Below are 18,132 nucleotides of genomic sequence, written 5' to 3' on the forward strand. Positions count from 1 at the left end.
ACGCGCCGGCACGGCCCGCGTCCCACCGTGTTCCGGTTTCGCGGATCGGCCTCAGGCCCTCGCCGCCTGGGTGCGGCCCCCGCGACGGCTGGATTCCAGCATCTCGGTCAGTGAGCGCGCGTCATAGCTGCCCACCATCCGGCAACCCTCGATGAAGAACGTCGGGGTCATCTTGGCGCCGCTCGCCTCCGCGCTCGCGATGTCCCGTCGCACCCGCGCAGCGACCTCGTCGCTGTCGAGATCCTCGATGAACGCCTCGACATCGAGTCCCAGCTCAGCCGCGTAGCCGATGAGATCCTCGCTCTCCAGCGCGTCCTGCCGAGTGAACACGAAGTCGAGCCACGGCCAGAACATCTGTCGCTTCGCGGCCGCCTCGGCGGCCCGTGCGGCGAGGGGGCCGTGAGGATGGTGAGGCAGATGCCGCACGACGTAGCGCAGATCGTCACCGAAGCGCCCGTGCAGGTCTTCCCATGAGCCAGTGGCGTGCGCGCAGTACTCGCACTCGAAGTCCACGAACTCCACGAGGGTGAGCCGGGCGTCCTCCGGTCCGCGGATGTGATCCACCTCGGGGTCCACCGGAGAGTCGAGCGTCATCGGGAGATCCGCCGTCTCCTCTCCCCACCGGCGGGCCGCGACCTTGAAGATCAACCAGCCCAGAACAGTGGCGAGCACCATCGCCACGAGCACGCCCAGCGTCGCCTGGCGCCCCAGATCCGAGGAGGAGTCGAAGGCGAGGCTGATGACCAGCAGCGACACGGTGAAACCGATGCCCGAAAGTCTTGCCCCGCCGAACACGCGCCCATTCCGACCCCCTCCGGCAGTCGGCCTGCGCCCAACCGAACGGCGAGGAGCGTCGCGATCCCGATTCCGAGGAGCTTGCCGAGCACGAGCCCCGCGATGACGCCCCACGTCACAGGCGAGCCCAGCGAGTCGGCCACCACCCCGCCGCCCAGGTCGACCCCGGCATTGGCCAGAGCGAAGATCGGCACGACCAGCAACGCCGTGGGGAGACGGAGGTACTCGTACAACCGCTCGTTGACCGACACGCCCTTGGACAGCCCCCGTCCGACGGCACGCGCCGAGGAAGCGCTCGGGGATTGCCAGAAGTCGCGGAACAGGCGCCGGGCGGCGACCACCTCCTGCCGTTGCGTCGGGTAGGCGGGGATCAGAAGGCCGGCGATCATGCCCGTCAGCGAGGCGTGGATGCCGGAGGACAGAGTCGCCAGCCACATCACGATGACGATCCCCACATACGGAGCGGCACTCCACTGCCGGGAACGGCCCACCAGCCACAGGGCGACGAGGCGACCGAGAGCGACCAGCGGCGGGACGGGTCGGATCTCGTCGCTGTAGAACACCCCGATGATCGACACCGCAAGGAAGTCGTCGACCACCGTGAGGGTCAGGAGGAAGACGCGCAGCTGCCCGGAAAGCCGAGGGCCGACGATCGCGAGAGCACCGAGCATGAACGCCGTGTCCGTTCCGACGACCGCCCCCACCCGCGAAGCCCCTCGCCACCGGACGCGCCGACGACCAGGACGTACACCAGCGCGGGCAACGCCACCCCCGAGACGCCCGCGATCGCCGCCAGACGGGCGCGACTGCTGTCCCGCAGAGCCCCGTGTGCGAACTCCTGGCGCACCTCGAGACCCACGACGAAGAAGAACACGACCATCAGTCCGTCGTTGATCCAGTGGTGCAGATCCAGGTGCAGGCCGAACGGGCCGACGTCGATCCCGACGCTCTGTTGCCACAGCTCGACATAGGAAGAGGACAGCGGCGAGTTCGCCCAGAGGAGAGCGAAGGCCGTGACGACGATGAGCAGGACGGCCGAGCCCGACTCCGTGCGGAGTCTTCCGGCAATACCGCGCGAGGGCGAGGTTGAGTGGGGCACGGCGCGATTCTGCCTGAACGTGCTGGCCGGCGCCACTGGGTCGGACCGGGTGCGATGCCGCCGCTGTTCGGGTCCGAGGGGGTGGACGGGCGGCCGTGGGAGATCGATCCCCGGTCGCGCGCGAGGTGCGTGCGGCTCGTGCGAGAGCTCCCGCGGGAGTTCTCCTCCCACCTCGCCGCAGCGGTCGCGACCGCTCGGCAGGACGGCGTCCCGTGGGGCCGTGCGGCGCTGTCCGGCGCAGGAGGATGTCGACCACGGGACTCGTCCGGGTGTCACCAGCGCAGGGAGTGCCGAGGTCAAGCGAACGAAGGCTGAGAACGAGCGAGCTGTGCGAGGACCAGGAGACGCTCCGCCCGGCCTCAGTTCTCTTCGCGGCGAGCTCGACCCGCGCAACCAGCGATCCTCGCGTTCGACGACGTGAGGAGAGGCGAGGGTCGCGCGGAGTCGCCGGGCCCGGAGGCGTCGGACCCGTATCGCAGCCCGCACCGTCATCGATGCCCTGGTCCAAGACAGGAACAGCGATCCAGCCACGCCGGTGACAGATCGCTGAGATCACTGCCACCTTGTCGAGAACCTACAGATGTGGCCTCCATCACGTCCTGCCGCACCGGGAATGAACCTGATCGGATCAGAGTTGAGCCGGGTGCACTCAAGAACGGAGCCGCTGAGATTGACATCGTCGATCTCGGGTCCTCTACTTGAGTCCGTACAGCTCAAGTCTTGCCGTCGGCCGCTGGTCGGCAGCGAAGATCCCGTGCGGCGCATCCGTCGCAGAAAGGCAGGCACCCATGTCCCGTGTCGTCGGAATCGATCTCGGCACCACCAACTCCGCCGTCGCCGTCCTCGAGGGCGGCCAGCCCACCGTCATCGCGAACGCCGAGGGCTCCCGCACCACCCCGTCGGTCGTCGCCTTCTCCAAGCAGGGCGAGGTGCTCGTCGGCGAGGTCGCCAAGCGTCAGGCCGTGACCAACGTCGACCGCACCATCTCCTCCGTCAAGCGCCACATGGGCACCGACTGGACCCAGGAGATCGACGGCAAGAAGTACACCCCGCAGGAGATCTCGGCCCGCATCCTCGGCAAGCTCAAGAAGGACGCCGAGTCCTACCTGGGTGAGTCCGTGACCGACGCGGTCATCACCGTCCCGGCCTACTTCTCGGACTCCGAGCGTCAGGCCACCAAGGACGCCGGCACGATCGCGGGTCTGAACGTCCTGCGCATCATCAACGAGCCCACGGCCGCGGCCCTGGCCTACGGCCTCGAGAAGGGCAACGACGACGAGCAGATCCTGGTCTTCGACCTCGGCGGCGGCACCTTCGACGTCTCCCTGCTCGAGGTGAGCAAGGACGACGAGGGCTCGACCATCCAGGTCCAGGCCACCGCCGGCGACAACCGCCTCGGCGGCGACGACTGGGACCAGAAGATCGTCGACTGGCTGATCTCGCAGGTGAAGAACAAGGAGGGCGTGGACCTGGGCAAGGACCGCATCGCCCTGCGGCGCCTGAAGGAGGCCGCCGAGCAGGCGAAGAAGGAGCTCAGCTCCTCCACCTCTACCACCATCTCCCTGCAGTACCTCTCCATGACCGAGAACGGCCCGCGCACCTGGACGAGAAGCTGAGCCGCGCGCAGTTCGAGGACATGACCTCCGATCTGCTCGAGCGCACGAAGGCCCCCTTCCACCAGGTCATCAAGGACGCCGGGATCAAGGTCTCCGACATCGACCACGTGGTCCTCGTGGGCGGCTCGACCCGCATGCCCGCGGTGACCGAGGTCGTCAAGGAGCTCACCGGCGGCAAGGAGCCCAACAAGTCCGTGAACCCGGACGAGGTCGTCGCCGTCGGCGCCGCTCTCCAGGCCGCGGTCATCAAGGGCGAGCGCAAGGACGTCCTGCTCATGGACGTCACCCCGCTCTCCCTGGGCATCGAGACCAAGGGCGGCGTGATGACCAAGCTCATCGAGCGCAACGCGGCCATCCCGACCAAGACCTCCGAGGTCTTCTCCACCGCCGAGGACAACCAGCCCTCCGTCGCGATCCAGGTCTTCCAGGGCGAGCGCCAGTTCACCCGGGACAACAAGATGCTCGGCACCTTCGAGCTGACCGGCATCGCCCCGGCGCCGCGCGGCATGCCGCAGATCGAGGTCACCTTCGACATCGACTCCAACGGCATCGTGCACGTGACCGCGAAGGACCGCGGCACCGGCAACGAGCAGTCCATCCAGATCACCGGCGGCTCCGCCCTGTCCGAAGAGGACATCGACCGCATGGTGAAGGACGCCGAGGCCCACGCCGCCGAGGACGAGGAGCGCCGCAAGAACGCCGACGCCCGCAACACCCTCGAGCGGCTCGTCTACCAGGGCGAGAAGTCGCTGAAGGACAACGAGGAGAAGATCTCCGACGGCGACAGGACGAAGGCCGAGGACGCCATCAAGGAGGCGAAGGATGAGCTGGCCAAGGAGGACGCCTCCACCGAGGACCTCGAGGCCAAGCGCGACACTCTGAACGAGGCGCCGCAGGCCGTCGGCACCGCGATCTACTCCCAGGCCCAAGAGGGCGCCGAGGGCGCTCCCGAGGGCACCGAGGCGCCGTCGTCCGATGACGACGACGTGGTCGACGCCGAGATCGTGGACGAGGACGAGGAGAACAAGTGATGACCGAGAACCAGAGCCACCCCGACGACGCCCAGCGCCCTGAGGGCGAGCCGCGGTTCTCCTTCACCGACAAGCGGAAGGTGAACCCGGAGGACGGCTCGATCCGTCCCTCCGGGGACGCCCCCGCCTCCGAGGGACAGGGCTCCCAGGAGCCGGTCGACCCGATCGACGCCGAGGCGGCGACGCTCTTCGAGCAGGCCGCCTCGGGCCAGGGCGGGGACTCCGCCCCGGCAGACGCCGGACGGGTCGCCGAGCTCGAGGGCCAGGTCACCGCGCTCACCGAGCGGCTCAAGCGCGAGCAGGCCGAGTACGTCAACTCGCGCCGCCGGATCGAGGCCTCCGCCGAGGCGGGCAAGGAGGCGGCCGTGGGCCGCGTCCTGGCCGCTCTGATCCCGGTGCTCGACGACGTGGAGCTGGGCCGCCAGCACGGCGACATCGCCGAGGGAACGCCCTTCCACTCGATCGCGCAGAAGCTGGTGGAGATCCTCGGCTCCCATGGCCTGAAGCGCTTCGGCGCGGTGGGCGAGGAGTTCGACCCGAACCTCCACGAGGCCCTCATGCACGAGGACGCCGACGACGTCGAGACCGCCACGATCTCGCTCGTCATGCGGCCGGGCTATGCGATGAACGATCGCGTCGCGCGCCCCGCCCGGGTCGGGACGCGCGGACCCGCCTGAGAGCACGCGCCTCCACGACGCCGGGGCGGGGCCCGTCGGTCCCGCCGACGGGCCCCGCCCCGGCTCATTCCCCACGAACGCCACGAACCCTACGAACACCACGAACGACGCAGAAGTACCTGAGGCTCCCGGAAGGAGACGCTGATGTCCGGACAGGACTGGCTCGACAAGGACTTCTACGCGGTCCTCGGCGTCTCCAAGGACGCCGACGCGCAGGAGATCAAGAAGGCCTATCGCAAGAAGGCCCGGCAGTACCACCCCGACCGCCACCCCGACGACCCCGCAGCGGAGGAGACGTTCAAGGAGATCGGCGAGGCCTACTCGGTCCTCAACGATCCCGAGCGGCCGCGAGCAGTACGACGCGATCCGCGCCATGGGCTCCGGCGGTGCGCGCTTCTCCGCCGGGCAGGGCGGACCCGGCGGCGCAGGCTTCGAGGACATCTTCTCCTCCATGTTCGGCGCCGGTCAGGGCGCCCCAGGCGGCTACGCCGCAGGCGGCGGAGGTGGCGCGAGCCCCGATCTCGACGACCTGCTGAAGATGTTCGGCGGCCAGGCCGGCGGCGGCTTCGGCGGCGGGGGACCGGCCGGCTTCCAGCCCGGCCCCTCCAAGGGCCAGGACATCTCGGCCCGCACGAGGATCAGCTTCCGCGACGCGGCGCTGGGCACCGAGATCCGGCTGACCGTGGACGGGAGGACCGTCACCGCCCGCATCCCCGCGGGCGTCCATGACGGGCAGAAGATCCGCCTGCGCGGCAAGGGCCGGCCCGGCCCCGGTGGCGGCCCGGCAGGAGACCTGCGCTTACGCTGGACGTCGAGGAGCACCCCGTGTGGAGCGCCGCCGGCGCGAACCTGAAGATCACGGTGCCCGTCTCCTTCGACGAGGCCGTGCTGGGCGCCACCGTGCCCGTCCCGTCGCTGGACGGCGGCACCGTGTCGGTGAAGGTCCCCGCGGGCACCCCGTCCGGCCGTACCCTGCGCGTGCGCGGCAAGGGGCTCGTGACCTCCAAGCGCACCGGCGACCTCCACGTCACCGTCCAGGTCGCGGTCCCCTCGCACGTCGAGGGGAAGGCGAAGAAGGCCGTGGAGGACCTCCGCGAGGCGCTCAAGGGCGAGGACCCGCGCGCCGGGCTCGCCGCGGCCGCCGCCAGCTGACCGTAGCCGAACGGGCCGGACGGAGATCTCCGGCCGGTCCGTTCGGAGATCGGCGCCGCCCGCCGCCGCGCCCGTCCCGACCCGTCCATCTTCGCATCCCGGAAGGAGCTCTCCTATGGCCCCCTCGTCCCGTCTCGACGAGCGCGCGCCGGTCTTCGCCATCTCGGCCGCCGCCGAGCTCTCCGGCATGCACCCCCAGACCCTGCGCCAGTACGACCGGCTCGGCCTGGTCGTCCCGCGCCGCACCCGCGGCCGGGGACGCCGCTACAGCGCGCGCAACGTGATGCGGGCGCGGGAGATCCAGGAGCTGTCCCAGGACGAGGGCGTCAACCTCGCCGGCATCAAGCGGATCCTCCAGTCGCAGGACGAGGTCCAGACCCTCCAGGACCAGCTGCAGCGCGTGCGCGAGACCCTCGAGTCGATGAGCCCCGCGCGCCGCCGCGTGTTCACCGCCGACCGCGACGGGGAGATCAGCGCTCTGCGCCGCGGCGAGCGTCCCCGCCGCGCGCTCCGCGGCGGCGCGCTCGTCGTCTGGCGGCCCGGCCACCGCCGCTGACCTCGGGCCGCCGGCACCGGGCCTCGCCCGCGCCGAGCGAGCGGCCGACGACGCCGGGCCGCGTCCGGTACCCGCGCCCGGGCGGTCCGGCCTCAGTCGTCCCGCCCGGGAGCAGGCCGGTGCGGTCGCGCCCCGACCTCCTCGTACAGCGCCGCGAGCGTCCGCGCGATCTGCCGGATGTCCACGCCCTCGGCCGCCTCGCGTCCCGCTCGGCGGAGGTCGGCGAGCTCCCCGTCCAGCGGCCGCAGCGAGCTTCTCCGCCGCGCGCCCCGGGAAGCCGGGGCCGTCGCCCGCGACCTGGTGCGTGAGCACCCCGTCGGGCATCCCGTCGCGGTAGATCGGGATCGCGCGCACCAGCGCCGGCACCTTGCAGGCCAGCGCCTCCCACAGCACGATCCCCTCGGTCTCCTCCTTGGTGAGGAAGCAGAAGACGTCCGCCCCGCAGTACGCCTCGCGCACCTGCTCCGCCTGCACGTAGCCGGGGAAGAGGGCGTTCGGCGGCGCGGAGGCCAGCGCCCGCTCGACGTCCCGGGTGAGCATGCGGGGATCGGTGCGGCCGTACCAGACGAAGGTCACCTCCGGCAGCGAGCCTCGCCACCTCCACCCAGTCGAGGATCCCCTTGCGCACCAGCCGCATCCCGACGCTGGCCACCACGCGCGCCTCCGGTCCAAGGCCCAGGCCGCTCGCGCGGCCGCCTCCGCGCTCCCGGATCGGGGCGGAAGAAGGTCGTGTCCACGCCGTTGGAGAGCACCCGCACCGGGGCGCGCAGGCCGTACTGCGGCCGGGAGATGAGCCCGCGCGAGTACTCGCTCGGGGTGACCACGAGGTCGCCGCGGCGGTACAGGTGTGCGATCCAGCAACGGAACAGCGGCGCGACGCGGTTAGCCCCGGGGAAGGAGTCGCGGAAGTCCTCCTCGGTCGAGTGCGCCCACATCAGCACCGGCCGACGCCACAGCCGCGCCCAGTGCGCGAGCAGCGGCGTGTCCGGGAACGGGGTGTTCAGGTGCACCACGTCGAAGGGGCGCAGGGGGTTGGTGACCACCTCGTGGCCGAGTGCCCGCACGGCGGTCTCCTGATGGCGCATCGCGGCGCCGATCCCGGACTCCTTCGCCAGCGAGGCGAGACCGCGCGGCATCAGCACGCGCGCTGGCTCGTCGCCGCGCACCCCGCGGCGGGGATGGCGTCGGGGCAGGATGGTGCGGGCGATGCGGTCCAGACGACGGCCGGCCGCCTCGAGCGGCCGGCGGCGGCGCCTCGCGGCGCGGGAGCTCATGAGCATCGGGGAGTACTCCTCACCAGGGAAGGAAGCGCAGCAGCGGCGCGCTCACGCCGAGGCCGTAGGCGATCAGCGCCCACGGCTTGCACAGCAGGATGATCGCGACGTAGGTGCGCCACCTCATGCGGGTGGTGCCCGCGATGTAGCACAGCAGGTCGTCGGGCGCGACGGGAAGCGCGATCGCGAGCGCGAAGGCGCGGGTGAAGTGCGCGGCGCGCGTCCAGCCCAGCGGCTTCTCCACCGTGCGCGGACGGAACATCCGCTGGATGAGGCCCAGGCCCACGTGCCGCGCGATCAGGAAGTTCAGCAGGGAGCCCGAGCACACGGCGAGGTAGTTCAGCACGGTCCCCTCGACGGCGCCGAAGAGCACCGGGCCCGCGATCACCAGCAGGCCGCCGGGGACGATGGGGAAGACGACCGAGGCGGCGGAGACCACGAAGAAGGCGAGCGGGCCCCAGGCGCCGAGCGAGTCGATGAAGGCCTGCAGGTTCGTCAGCGAGCGCGGCGACCCCCGTGTCGAGCCCCCAGACCACCAGTGCGATGGAGAGGCCGAGGCCGAGCAGCGGGGAGAGCCGGGCGGCGATCCGCAGCGGGTCCCGTCGGATCCCGGCCTCCCGGCCACCGGTCCCGGAGATCCGGTCGGCGCCGGGGCGGGCCGGGGCGGCCGGGGCCTGCAACGCACCCGGGCGGGAGACGGGTGCGGGGACCGGCCGGGCGGTGACGTGACGGGCGGCGATGCGGCGTGAAGGGGTCGCCGGGCGCGTCGGTGCGGTGCGGATCGCGGGGATCGCCCCGGTCGTGGTGCTCATGCGGTCACGACCGGGCGCGAGATGATCCGGGCGGGTCTGCGGCGCAGGCTCTGGCGGTAGACCTCGAGCACGTGCCGACCGAAGTCCTGCGCCCCGCAGGTCGCCTGCGCGTGCTCACGGGCCGCGGCCGCCATCTCCTCGCGTCGGCGCGGGCCGTCCAGCGGCGCGGACAGGTGGGCGGAGAACTGCTCGGCGTCCTCGTACTGCCAGCCCGTGCGCCCCTCGATCACCACGTTCGCCAGCGACGGGTCGCGACGGCACAGCAGCGGCGGCCCGCAGGCGAGCGCCTCGATGAAGGTCAGGCCCTGGGTCTCGCTGAGGGAGGCGCTGACGAACAGCTCGCCGATCCGGTACCAGCGCCGCACCTCGGCGGGATCCGCGACGCCCGCGAAGCGGACCCGGTCGGCGATCCCGAGTGCCCGGGCGTGGGCCTCGAGCTCGGGGCGGTAGGGCCCGTCGCCGACGAGCACGAGGACCGTGTCCGCCCGGTCCGCGCCCGCGACCATGTCGAGGACCTCCTCGAGGTTCTTCTCCTTGGCCAGGCGCGAGACGGAGACGAGCACTCGCTGCTCGGGGGCGATGCCGAGCCCGCGGCGCAGCGACCGGACGTCCTCGTGCTCGGCCTCGCTCGCGGCGGGCCGGAAGCGCTCGAGGTCCAGGCCCGTCGGCACGACGTGCACGGGGGAGCGGACCCCGTAGCCGGTGAGGATCCGCTGGACCTTCGCGGTGGGGACCACGACGGCGTCCGTCCCCGCCAGGACCCGGCGGGAGAAGGTCTCCACGACCTTCCTTCCGACGGAGCGGCTGGGGGAGTAGTAGTGCGTGTAGTCCTCGTAGATCGTGTGGTAGGTGTGCACCAGCGGCACGGCGAGGGTGCGGGCGATGCGGCGCGCCCACACGTGGGTCGAGAACTCGCACTGGGAGTGGACGACGTCCGGTCGCCAGCGCAGGATCTCGCGCGCGACGCGGCGGCTGGCGGGCATGCCGATCCGGGCGCGGTCGTAGACCATCGAGGCGGAGACCGAGCCGATGCGGTAGACGCCCTGCTCGCTGCGGGTGCGGATGCCCTGGGACAGCGTCAGCACCCGCACGTCGCAGCCGAGGGCGAGCGGCTCGCGGCGCAGGGTCTGGACCGAGGCGACCACCCCGTTGACCACCGGCTCCCACCAGTCGGTGGTGAGGAGCACTCGCAGGGGACGGGTCGGCTCGGCGTCCTGACGGGGGCTCGGGCGCATCCTGGTCACGTTCACCCCTCGAGGTTCGCACGTGGTCGCGCCGAGCGCCTCCGCCGAGCGGAGGAGAGGGATCAGACCGTGGTCTGATCCTGCCTCCGACGCCTGGTCGTGCCTGGTCCTCGTGCTCATGCTCCGAGCCTATGACCGGTGCCCAGGGGCCAGAACCGGGCGCGCCCGACGCGTCGCGGAGAGTTTCCCCCTAGTGCGTCAGCCCGTCACCTGGTAGCGGGCCGTGAGCGACGTGGACCCCAGCTCGCTGGGTGAAGATCGCGAAGCGCGCCTGGACGTTGGCGGCCCCGTGCTCGACGCCGAGGGTCTCCACAGGCAGGGCGTGGATCGAGAACTGATAGCGGTGCGGGGCGCCGGCGGGCGGCTCCGGCCCGTCGTAGCCGACGTTCCCGAAGTCGTTCACGGCCTGGCGGATCGGCGAGCCGGCGTCCTCGCGGGCCACGCCCTGCGGCGCGACGCGGCAGTGGCAGGGATGTCCCAGGCGACCCAGTGCCAGAACCCGGAGCCCGTCGGGGCGTCCGGGTCGTAGCAGGTGACCGCGAAGGACCGCGTCCCCTCGGGAGCATCGCTCCATGCGAGATCGGGGGAGAGGTTCTGCCCGCCGAGGGCCTCGACGAGCCGCGGCGGGGCGACCACCGTCCCGTCCGGCGTGGCGGAGGAGGTCAGGCTGAAGGTCTCGTCGGATTCGGTGACGTTCTCGCTCATGCCGATCAGCCTAGGCAGGGCGCGCGGAGAAGTCGACCGGACCGCGCCGGTCTCCCGCCCCTCAGAAGCCGTCGGCCGAGGGACGCGGGTAGTGCTGGAGGAACTTCTTGACCTGGTTCATCTTCGCGGCGAGCACGTAGAAGCGGCGCTTCGCGCCCTCGACCCCGTAGGCGAGCGGGTGCACGGTGCGGCGCTTCCCGATCTCCCGCACCCGGGTGCGCAGGTCCGGGTCGATGATGTAGCGGCGCAGCAGCGGCCACGGCACGATCGAGTAGAGGACCTCCTCGCGCGGCACCAGCCGCTCCATCTCGCGCCGCTCGACGAGGTCCGCCACCACGGGCGGCCGCGACGTTCGCCCCGGCCGCGGTCATGTAGTAGTTGTTCCGGCCGATGCGGGGGTTGACCTCGAAGAACTTCCCGACCCCGTCGCGGGGGTCGATCTTCACGTCGAAGTTGGCGTAGCCGCGGTAGCCGGTGTGGTGCAGGAAGCGCACCGACTGCTCGAACACCTCCGGCAGGTCGGTCGTGAACATCGCCGCCGGGTTCCCCAGCGCGCCGGGGGTGTGCTCCTCGAGGAGCACCTGCGCCCCGCCGAGCAGGGTGACCCGGCCCTGGGTGTCGACATAGGCGGTCACCGACAGCATCGAGGTGTCGTCGCCGGGGATCATCTCCTGGACCACGAAGCGGTCCTGATAGCCGGCCTCCGTGAGACGGCCGACGAGGTCGAGCGAGCTGGGCGCGGTCCTCGATCTCGAAGACCTTCCGCTTGCCGGGGAAGGAGACGGCGTTGTACGCGGAGGAGCGGGAGGCCTTGGCGACCACGGGCCAGCCGAGGTCCAGCTCCGGCACCTCCGGCGCCGTGCCGCCCTCGAAGTCGAGCACGACGGTGCGCGGGGTGGCCACGCCGATCTCGGAGCACATCTGGGAGAAGGTCGCCTTGTCCGCGACGGCCTCGAGCACGTCGTCGTCCAGCGGCGGCAGGTGGAAGAGCTCGCCGAGCTCGTCCCGGTGCGCGGCCAGCGGCCGCGACCAGGAAGTCCGCGTTCGCCAGCGGCACCGGGCGGGTGCCGCCGGAGCGAGCGGCCTTGTCGCGGCCCACCTGCAGCAGCGCCGCGACCATGTCCTCCTCGGAGGCGGCCATGCCCAGCTCCACGGTCGTCAGGATCGAGGAGTCCGCGACGGGGCCGGCGACCTTCCGGGTCACGACCGTCGAGGTGATCCCGTACTTCTCGTGGAAGGCGCGGGCCAGGGCGTAGATGCCGATGTCGCCGCCGAGCGAAGACCAGGTCCACCTCCGGGGTCGACACGGCGGTGCAGGGGCGGGGCGGGGTGTCGGGCATCAGAGGGGTCCTTGTCGGTCGTGCGCGGTGCGGGAGGGGTGAAGCGGTGGGATCGGGGAGCGGCGGGACGTGCCGGGCCCGGACGCTCAGAAGCCGGTGTCGGTGGGGCGCGGGTACACGGCGCGGTACTTGCGCACGAAGTTCAGGCCGGAGACGACCGAGTAGGCGCGCATCCACAGGCCCTCAGGACGGTACCGGAAGGGGTTGCGCGCGCCCGCGCCGCGCCACACCTCGGACGTGCTCGCGCAGGGCGGGATCGCGCACATAGGAGAGCACGAGCCGCGGCGGCAGGATCGTGTAGAGGATCGGCCGGGTGACGCGCACCTGGGCGATGTCGCGTCCGTGCACCCGGTCCTCGACCACGTGCCGCGCCACGGGCTCGCCCGCGGCGGTGACGTAGTAGTTGTTCCGGCCGATGCGGGGGTTGATCTCGAAGAAGCACTCCCGGCCGGTGCGCGGGTCGACCTTCACGTCGAAGTTCGCGAAGCCCACGTAGTCCACATGGTCCAGGAAGCGCTCCGCGGCGGCGGTGAGGCTCGGGAAGTCGCCGGTGACCATCGCGGCGGGCCGGCCGAGCGCCTCGGGGGTGTGCTCGCCCAGCGGCACCTGCGCCGCGCACAGCGGCGTCACCCTCCCGCGGCTGGAGCGGTAGGCGGTGATCGAGCGGCGCGCGGTGTCGTCCCCCTCGATCAGCTCCTGGAACAGGAAGCGCCCGGTGAAGCCGGCCTCCTGCAGGGATCGCACGAGGGCCTCTTTGCTCCTCCGCGGACTCGAGGAAGAACACCTTCTTCTTCCCGGGGAAGTCGACGTGGTGGTATTCGGCGGTGTTCGCGGCCTTGCCGACCACGGGATAGGACCAGGGCGGCTCCTCGTGCCCGTTCCAGTCCGGCTCCCCGGCCCGGGAGAAGTCGACGATGACGGTGGGGACCGTGTCGATGCCGAGCTCCTCGCAGATCTCCGCGAACTCGGCCTTGTCCGCCAGGCGCGACAGCGGCTGGGCGTCGACCTGCGCGAGCAGGTAGTGCGGCTCCAGATCGGCGCGGAAGCGATCGATCAGCTCGATGAGGGAGTCCGCGTTGGTCAGCAGCAGCGCCGGCCGGCCGGCGGGGCGCTGGGCGGCCAGGTCGATCAGCGCATCGCGCAGGTCCTCGTCGCTCGCGTCGGCGCCGAGGGTGACGAGGTCCGTCGTGACCGTGCGCTCGTTCATCGCCACCGGGGTGCGCACCACGGTGGTGCGGCGCATCCCGTACTGGGCGTGGAAGGCGATGGTGAGGTTCAGGGAGTTCAGGCCGGCGCCGAGGACGACGACGTCGAACCCGGGATCGACCGGGGCGGAGGGCGAGCGCATGAGCGCGATCCTAGCGGGGAGGCGGGCTCCCGCCGCGCAGGGACGGGCCCTGCGCGGCCGGACGTGAGCACCGCGACTCACCGGCGATCCGCCGGCGGCGTCAGTGCTTCGCTCCTCCCCGGCGCAGCGGCGGCTCAGCGCCGACGCGCCCACACGGCGGCGTCGGCCGGGAGCCGGCCGGGCACGGGCTCGGCGGAGCCGACCAGCACCTCCGCGTCCGCGAGGTCGAGGCCGTCCGGTCCGGCGGGCAGCGGCGGCTCCTCCTCCGAGGTGTTCACCAGCACCACCACCTCGCCGCGCACCAGGCCCAGCAGGCCCTCGGGCAGGTCCTCGAGGAACTCCACCGGGGCGTCCGAGCGGCCCAGGCCGTGCTCCCTGCGCGCCGCGATCGCGGCGCGGTACATCTCCAGCGTCGACCCGGACACGCCCTCCTGCGCATCCGCCGCCAGCGCCCCGAACTCCTCCGGTCGCGGCGGCCAGCTCTCGCCGGTGGGGGAGAAGCCGTACGCCGGGGCGTCCGCCCGCCAGGGCAGCGGCACGCGGCGCCGTCGCGGCCGGGCACCCCGGCCCGAAGATGGGCGGGGTCCTCGCGCGCCGCGTCGGGGATCTCCGCGACCTCCGGCAGGCCCAGCTCCTCGCCCTGGTACAGGTAGGCGGCGCCCGGCAGGGACAGCATCAGCGGCGTCGCCGCGCGGGCGCGGGCCAGGCCCAGCGCCGCGTCCGGCGTCTCCTCGCGGCCCAGCCCCTCGCCGAAGCGGTAGCCGGGCGGGAAGCCGTAGCGGGTGGCGTGCCGGATCACGTCGTGGTTGGACAGCACCCAGGTGGTGGGCGCGCCCACGGCATCGGCCAGGGCCAGCGGCTTCTCGATCGCCGCCCGCATCGTCTCCACGCCCCAGGTGGCCTGGAGGAACCCGAAGTTGAAGGACTGGTGCGCCTCCTCGGGGCCGATGTACAGCGGCGACCGGTGCTCGGGGATCCAGGCCTCCAGCACCATCATCCGCTCGCCCTCATAGGAGTCCAGGATCGGCCGCCACTCGCGGTAGATCTCCAGCACCCCGTCGTTGTCGAAGTAGATCGGCACCTCGCCCTCGGGGATGTCCAGCGGCCCCTCGGCGTTGACGGCGGCGTCCGGCGGCCCCTCGGGCTTGACCATCCCGTGGGCGACGTCCACGCGGAACCCGTCGGCCCCGCGATCCAGCCAGAACCGCAAAGACATCCCGGAACAGGGCGTGCACGCGCGGGTTCTGCCAGTTCCAGTCCGGCTGGGAGGTGTCGAAGATGTGCAGGTACCACTGCCCGGGCGTGCCGTCCGCCTCGGTGACGCGGGTCCAGGCCTCGCCGTGGAAGATCGAGGTCCAGTTGTTCGGCGGCGGCTCGCCGTGCTCCCCCGGCCATCGGCGAACACGTACATGTCCCGCTCGGGGGAGCCGGGCCCGGCCGCCAGCGCCTGCTGGAACAGCTCGTGCTCGCTCGAGGAGTGGTTGGGGACGATGTCCACGATCACCTTCAGGCCCATCGCATGGGCGGAGGCGATGAGCTCGTCGGCATCGGCGAGCGAGCCGAAGCGCGGGTCCACGTCGCAGTAGTCGGTCACGTCGTAGCCGCCGTCGCGCCGCGGGGAGGTGTAGAAGGGCGAGAGCCAGAGGGCGTCCACGCCGAGCTCGCGCAGGTAGGGCAGGCGGGAGGTGACGCCGGGCAGGTCGCCCATGCCGTCGCCGTCCGCATCGGCGAAGGAGCGGGGATACACCTGGTAGACCACGGCGTCGCGCCACCATTCGGGGGCGCCGGCCTCCGGCCGCGCGGTCGCGCGGGCAGGCGAGGGGGTGATGGTCATGGTGTCCTTCCGATGGGGGCGGTGCGGGGCGCCGGGCCGACGGGGAGTGCCGGCCCGGAGGATTCGTGGAGTCTCAGACAGAGGTCGGTTCCGTGGTCGGCTCAGCGGCCAGCACGGTGGCGCCGGCCGCGGTGGCCTGCAGGTGCAGCAGCGGTCCGTGCGCGGCGGCGGTGGCGCCGCCGACGGCCGCCAGAGGATGGGCACCGGTCACGCCGGGCAGGGACCGCAGGTCCAAGGTGACGGGATCGTGGGCGTCCCGGGCCAGGTGCACGATGATGTCGCCGTCCGGGTGGGTGCGCACGAGCACAAGGGCGTCGTCCCCGGTGTGCGAGCCAGCGCAGGCCGCCGCGGCGCAGGGCCGGGTGCTCGCGGCGCAGGCCCAGCAGGGTGCGGGTGGACTCCAGCACCTCGGCATCGACCGGAAGATCGGCGTCCCCGGGATCACCCGCCTGCTCGGCGAGGGCGTCGATGGCGGCCCAGGGCATCGGGGTGCGGGCGTGCTCCCCGGTGAGGCCCTCGGCGCCGAGCTCGTCCCCGGCGAAGACGGTGGGCACCCCGGGAAGGGCCGCCAGGGCGGCGACGGCGGTGAGCTGGCGGCCGCGCTCGCCGACCACGGTGCGGGTGCGGGGCGTGTCGTGGCTGGAGAGCTGGTTCTGGGAGTGGAGTCGGGAGGGCCAGGGCATCTGCGCGTTGTAGTCGCGCAGGTCGCGGGAGACGGCACCGCCGGGCGCCCGCGGCGTCGTCATGGGCAGTCCCAGCCAGTTCAGGGCGTCGCCGGGCTCGGCCAGCCAGGCCCACAGGGGCCGGGTGAAGCCGGTGTAGTTCATAGTGCCGTGCCAGCCGTCGCCGTCCAGGTCCCCGGTGGCGTCGTGGCCGTGCTCGGCGACCAGCCAGGTGTCCCGGCCGGTGCGGGCGCGGACTCGGCGCAGGGTGCCGCGCATCTCGCGGGCCACCTCGCGGGTGAGGTCCACAGCACCGTGGCGGCCGGTCATGTTGGCCACGTCGATGCGCCAGCCGTCGGCGAGCACGGGCTCGTCGAGGAATCGCGCGGTCACGGAGCCCTCACCGCGCGTGAGGCGGGCGCGCAGGGCGGCGCTGCGCTGGTCGAGCTTGGGCAGGCTCGGCACGTCCAGCCAGCTCACGTAGCGGTGCGGGTGCTCGGTGAACAGGTAGTACCCGGCCTCTTCGCTCCCGGCATCGGCCTGGGCGGCGCGGAACCACTCGTGGGTGTCCCCGGTGTGGTTGGTGGTCAGGTCCAGCACCAGGCGCATACCGCGCGCGTGCGGCGCCTTCGAGAGCCGCGCCAGGGCCTCCTCGCCGCCGAGCAGCGGATCGACCGCCTCGAAGGTGGAGGCGTCGTAGCGGTGCACGGAGCCGGCGGGGAAGATCGGGGTGAGGTAGACGGTGTCAGCGCCGAGGGAGGCGATGTGGTCCAGGCGCTCGATGATCCCGTCGAGGTCGCCGCCGTAGTACTGGGCGCCGGTGAGGTCGCCGCGCACGGCGGGCTCCTCGTCCCAGCGCATCGGCACCGCCCAGGCGGGCAGGTCCTCCGGGACGGGGCGGCCCTCGGCGTCCTCGGGGATGCGGGAGCCGCGGGCGAAGCGGTCGGGGAAGACCTGGTAGACGATCGCGTCGTCCACCCAGTCCGGGGCCGGCTCGTGCGCGACCAGGCGGAAGTCGGTGGCGTCGGAGACGTCCCAGGGCACCAGGCCGGCGGCGGTGAGCCAGGCGTAGGTGGGGACCGGGGCGCCGGAGGCGGTGCGGGCACCGGGCTCGGCGAGCACGGCGACGCGGTAGGGCACGACCGGGTTCGCGACGGTCAGGGTCGCTTCCCACCAGGTGCCGGTGCCGTCGGACGCGGAACGCGGGGTGAGGTCCCCGGTGAGGATCTCCCCGTCCACCACGGACCGCAGGGCCAGGGTGCGGGCCGGATAGGCGGCGGGCACCCAGACCCGCGGCGTGGCCTCCTGGCCGAGGCCCGCCCGCGGACCCGGCACGAAGGACGGGCCGGAGTCGTGGTGGGGCCGCTCGGTCAGGGGCACGCCGCTGGGCTCGATCGCGGGATCGACCGGTCGCGGGGCGGGGGAGGGGAGTCCGCTCATCGGGAGGGTCCGTTCAGCCCTTCACGGCGCCGGCGGTGGAGCCGCCGACGATGTAGCGCCGCAGGAACTGGTACAGGATGATCACCGGCACCATGATCATCACCGAGCCGGCGGCGAAGACGCCCAGGTTGTTGGAGCGGTCGCCCTCGAGCATCCCGTACAGGCCCACGGCCAGGGTCTTGGTGTCGTTGCTGGTCAGGAAGATCGAGCCCAGCAGGAACTCGGAGAGCACACCCACCAGGGCCAGCAGGATGGTGGTGGCCAGGATCGGGGTGAGGGTGGGCAGCAGGATCTTGGTGAACACCTGCCAGTGGGAGCGACCGTCGATGATGGCGGCCTCGTCCAGCTCCTTGGGCACGGTGTCGAAGAAGCCCTTGATCAGCCACACCTGGCCGAGCGAGCCGCCCAGCGGCGACGATGATGTAGCCCGGCAGCGAGTCCAGACCCAGGAAGGGGATCGCCTTGCCCAGCCCGGAGACCATCGAGTAGACCGCGATCATCGCCAGGAACGCCGGGAACATCATCACCAGCAGCAGCGAGAGCAGGC

Annotated in this window: 14 protein-coding genes and 5 pseudogenes; 4 read left to right on the plus strand and 15 right to left on the minus strand. The window is 72.2% G+C overall.

Annotation, left to right across the window (positions count from 1 at the left end; translation table 11 throughout):
- Window positions 1–51: 51 nt before the first annotated feature.
- The 4 genes and pseudogenes from WKH84_RS21760 to WKH84_RS21775 all read right to left on the minus strand — a co-directional run bounded on the left by WKH84_RS21760 (window position 52) and on the right by WKH84_RS21775 (window position 1,930).
- Entirely contained in the window at window positions 52–687 is a 636-nt protein-coding gene (locus WKH84_RS21760; protein WP_341857005.1) for a thioredoxin domain-containing protein, read from the minus strand.
- A gap of 15 nt (window positions 688–702) precedes the next feature.
- A pseudogene (locus WKH84_RS21765) lies at window positions 703–909 on the minus strand (Na+/H+ antiporter NhaA); the annotation flags it as partial.
- Window positions 855–1,466, minus strand: a pseudogene (locus WKH84_RS21770) (Na+/H+ antiporter NhaA); the annotation flags it as partial. The pseudogenes WKH84_RS21765 and WKH84_RS21770, both read right to left, overlap by 55 nt.
- On the minus strand, window positions 1,403–1,930 hold the full coding sequence (locus WKH84_RS21775; RefSeq protein ID WP_341855082.1) for a Na+/H+ antiporter NhaA: 528 nt from the start codon (window positions 1,928–1,930) through the stop codon (window positions 1,403–1,405). The pseudogene WKH84_RS21770 and the gene WKH84_RS21775, both read right to left, overlap by 64 nt.
- Window positions 1,931–2,682: 752 nt before the next feature.
- Between WKH84_RS21775 and dnaK the strand changes: the two are divergent.
- The 4 genes and pseudogenes from dnaK (at window position 2,683) to WKH84_RS21795 (ending at window position 6,926) form a co-directional block, all read left to right on the plus strand.
- Window positions 2,683–4,541: pseudogene (gene dnaK, locus WKH84_RS21780) on the plus strand (molecular chaperone DnaK).
- A complete protein-coding gene (locus tag WKH84_RS21785) occupies window positions 4,541–5,218 on the plus strand; it encodes a nucleotide exchange factor GrpE (RefSeq protein WP_341855083.1) in 678 nt (225 codons plus the stop codon). Before dnaK ends, WKH84_RS21785 begins: the two are co-directional and overlap by 1 nt.
- A gap of 144 nt (window positions 5,219–5,362) precedes the next feature.
- A pseudogene (locus tag WKH84_RS21790) lies at window positions 5,363–6,370 on the plus strand (DnaJ C-terminal domain-containing protein).
- 115 nt (window positions 6,371–6,485) lie between these two features.
- Window positions 6,486–6,926, plus strand: a complete 441-nt coding sequence (locus tag WKH84_RS21795) for a MerR family transcriptional regulator (RefSeq protein ID WP_341855084.1) — start codon at window positions 6,486–6,488, stop codon at window positions 6,924–6,926.
- Between the two features lie 572 nt (window positions 6,927–7,498).
- Here WKH84_RS21795 and WKH84_RS21800 read toward each other — a convergent pair.
- The 11 genes and pseudogenes from WKH84_RS21800 to WKH84_RS21850 form a co-directional block, all read right to left on the minus strand.
- A complete protein-coding gene (locus WKH84_RS21800; protein ID WP_341855085.1) occupies window positions 7,499–8,206 on the minus strand; it encodes a glycosyltransferase family 4 protein in 708 nt (235 codons plus the stop codon).
- A gap of 13 nt (window positions 8,207–8,219) precedes the next feature.
- Window positions 8,220–8,825 (minus strand): TVP38/TMEM64 family protein, encoded by a 606-nt coding sequence (locus WKH84_RS21805; protein ID WP_341855086.1) that lies wholly within the window; start codon window positions 8,823–8,825, stop codon window positions 8,220–8,222.
- A gap of 183 nt (window positions 8,826–9,008) precedes the next feature.
- Window positions 9,009–10,247 carry a glycosyltransferase gene (locus WKH84_RS21810; protein ID WP_341855087.1) on the minus strand — a complete coding sequence of 413 codons (1,239 nt, stop codon included), beginning with the start codon at window positions 10,245–10,247 and terminating at the stop codon, window positions 9,009–9,011.
- Window positions 10,248–10,446: 199 nt separating this feature from the next.
- Window positions 10,447–10,659 carry a hypothetical protein gene (locus WKH84_RS21815; RefSeq protein ID WP_341855088.1) on the minus strand — a complete coding sequence of 71 codons (213 nt, stop codon included), beginning with the start codon at window positions 10,657–10,659 and terminating at the stop codon, window positions 10,447–10,449.
- Complete coding sequence (locus WKH84_RS21820) at window positions 10,656–10,961, minus strand: YbhB/YbcL family Raf kinase inhibitor-like protein (RefSeq protein WP_341855089.1); 306 nt, start codon at window positions 10,959–10,961, stop codon at window positions 10,656–10,658. Before WKH84_RS21820 ends, WKH84_RS21815 begins: the two co-directional genes overlap by 4 nt.
- A gap of 5 nt (window positions 10,962–10,966) precedes the next feature.
- Window positions 10,967–11,641 (minus strand): hypothetical protein, encoded by a 675-nt coding sequence (locus tag WKH84_RS21825; RefSeq protein ID WP_341855090.1) that lies wholly within the window; start codon window positions 11,639–11,641, stop codon window positions 10,967–10,969.
- Window positions 11,626–12,165 carry a hypothetical protein gene (locus WKH84_RS21830; protein ID WP_341855091.1) on the minus strand — a complete coding sequence of 180 codons (540 nt, stop codon included), beginning with the start codon at window positions 12,163–12,165 and terminating at the stop codon, window positions 11,626–11,628. Before WKH84_RS21830 ends, WKH84_RS21825 begins: the two co-directional genes overlap by 16 nt.
- Before the next feature lie 278 nt (window positions 12,166–12,443).
- Window positions 12,444–13,649, minus strand: coding sequence for a hypothetical protein (locus WKH84_RS21835; RefSeq protein ID WP_341855092.1), 1,206 nt, complete (start codon window positions 13,647–13,649; stop codon window positions 12,444–12,446).
- 134 nt (window positions 13,650–13,783) lie between these two features.
- Window positions 13,784–15,483 (minus strand): annotated as a pseudogene (locus WKH84_RS21840) (glycoside hydrolase family 13 protein).
- A 101-nt stretch (window positions 15,484–15,584) separates the two neighbouring features.
- Complete coding sequence (locus tag WKH84_RS21845; RefSeq protein ID WP_341855093.1) at window positions 15,585–17,585, minus strand: glycoside hydrolase family 13 protein; 2,001 nt, start codon at window positions 17,583–17,585, stop codon at window positions 15,585–15,587.
- A gap of 13 nt (window positions 17,586–17,598) precedes the next feature.
- Window positions 17,599–17,973, minus strand: a complete 375-nt coding sequence (locus tag WKH84_RS21850; RefSeq protein WP_341855094.1) for an ABC transporter permease subunit — start codon at window positions 17,971–17,973, stop codon at window positions 17,599–17,601.
- Between the last annotated feature and the right edge of the window lie 159 nt (window positions 17,974–18,132).

It is taken from the genome of Brachybacterium sp. GPGPB12 (genome assembly GCF_038396325.1).
In the GTDB taxonomy this organism is placed as follows: Bacteria; Actinomycetota; Actinomycetes; order Actinomycetales; family Dermabacteraceae; genus Brachybacterium; species Brachybacterium conglomeratum.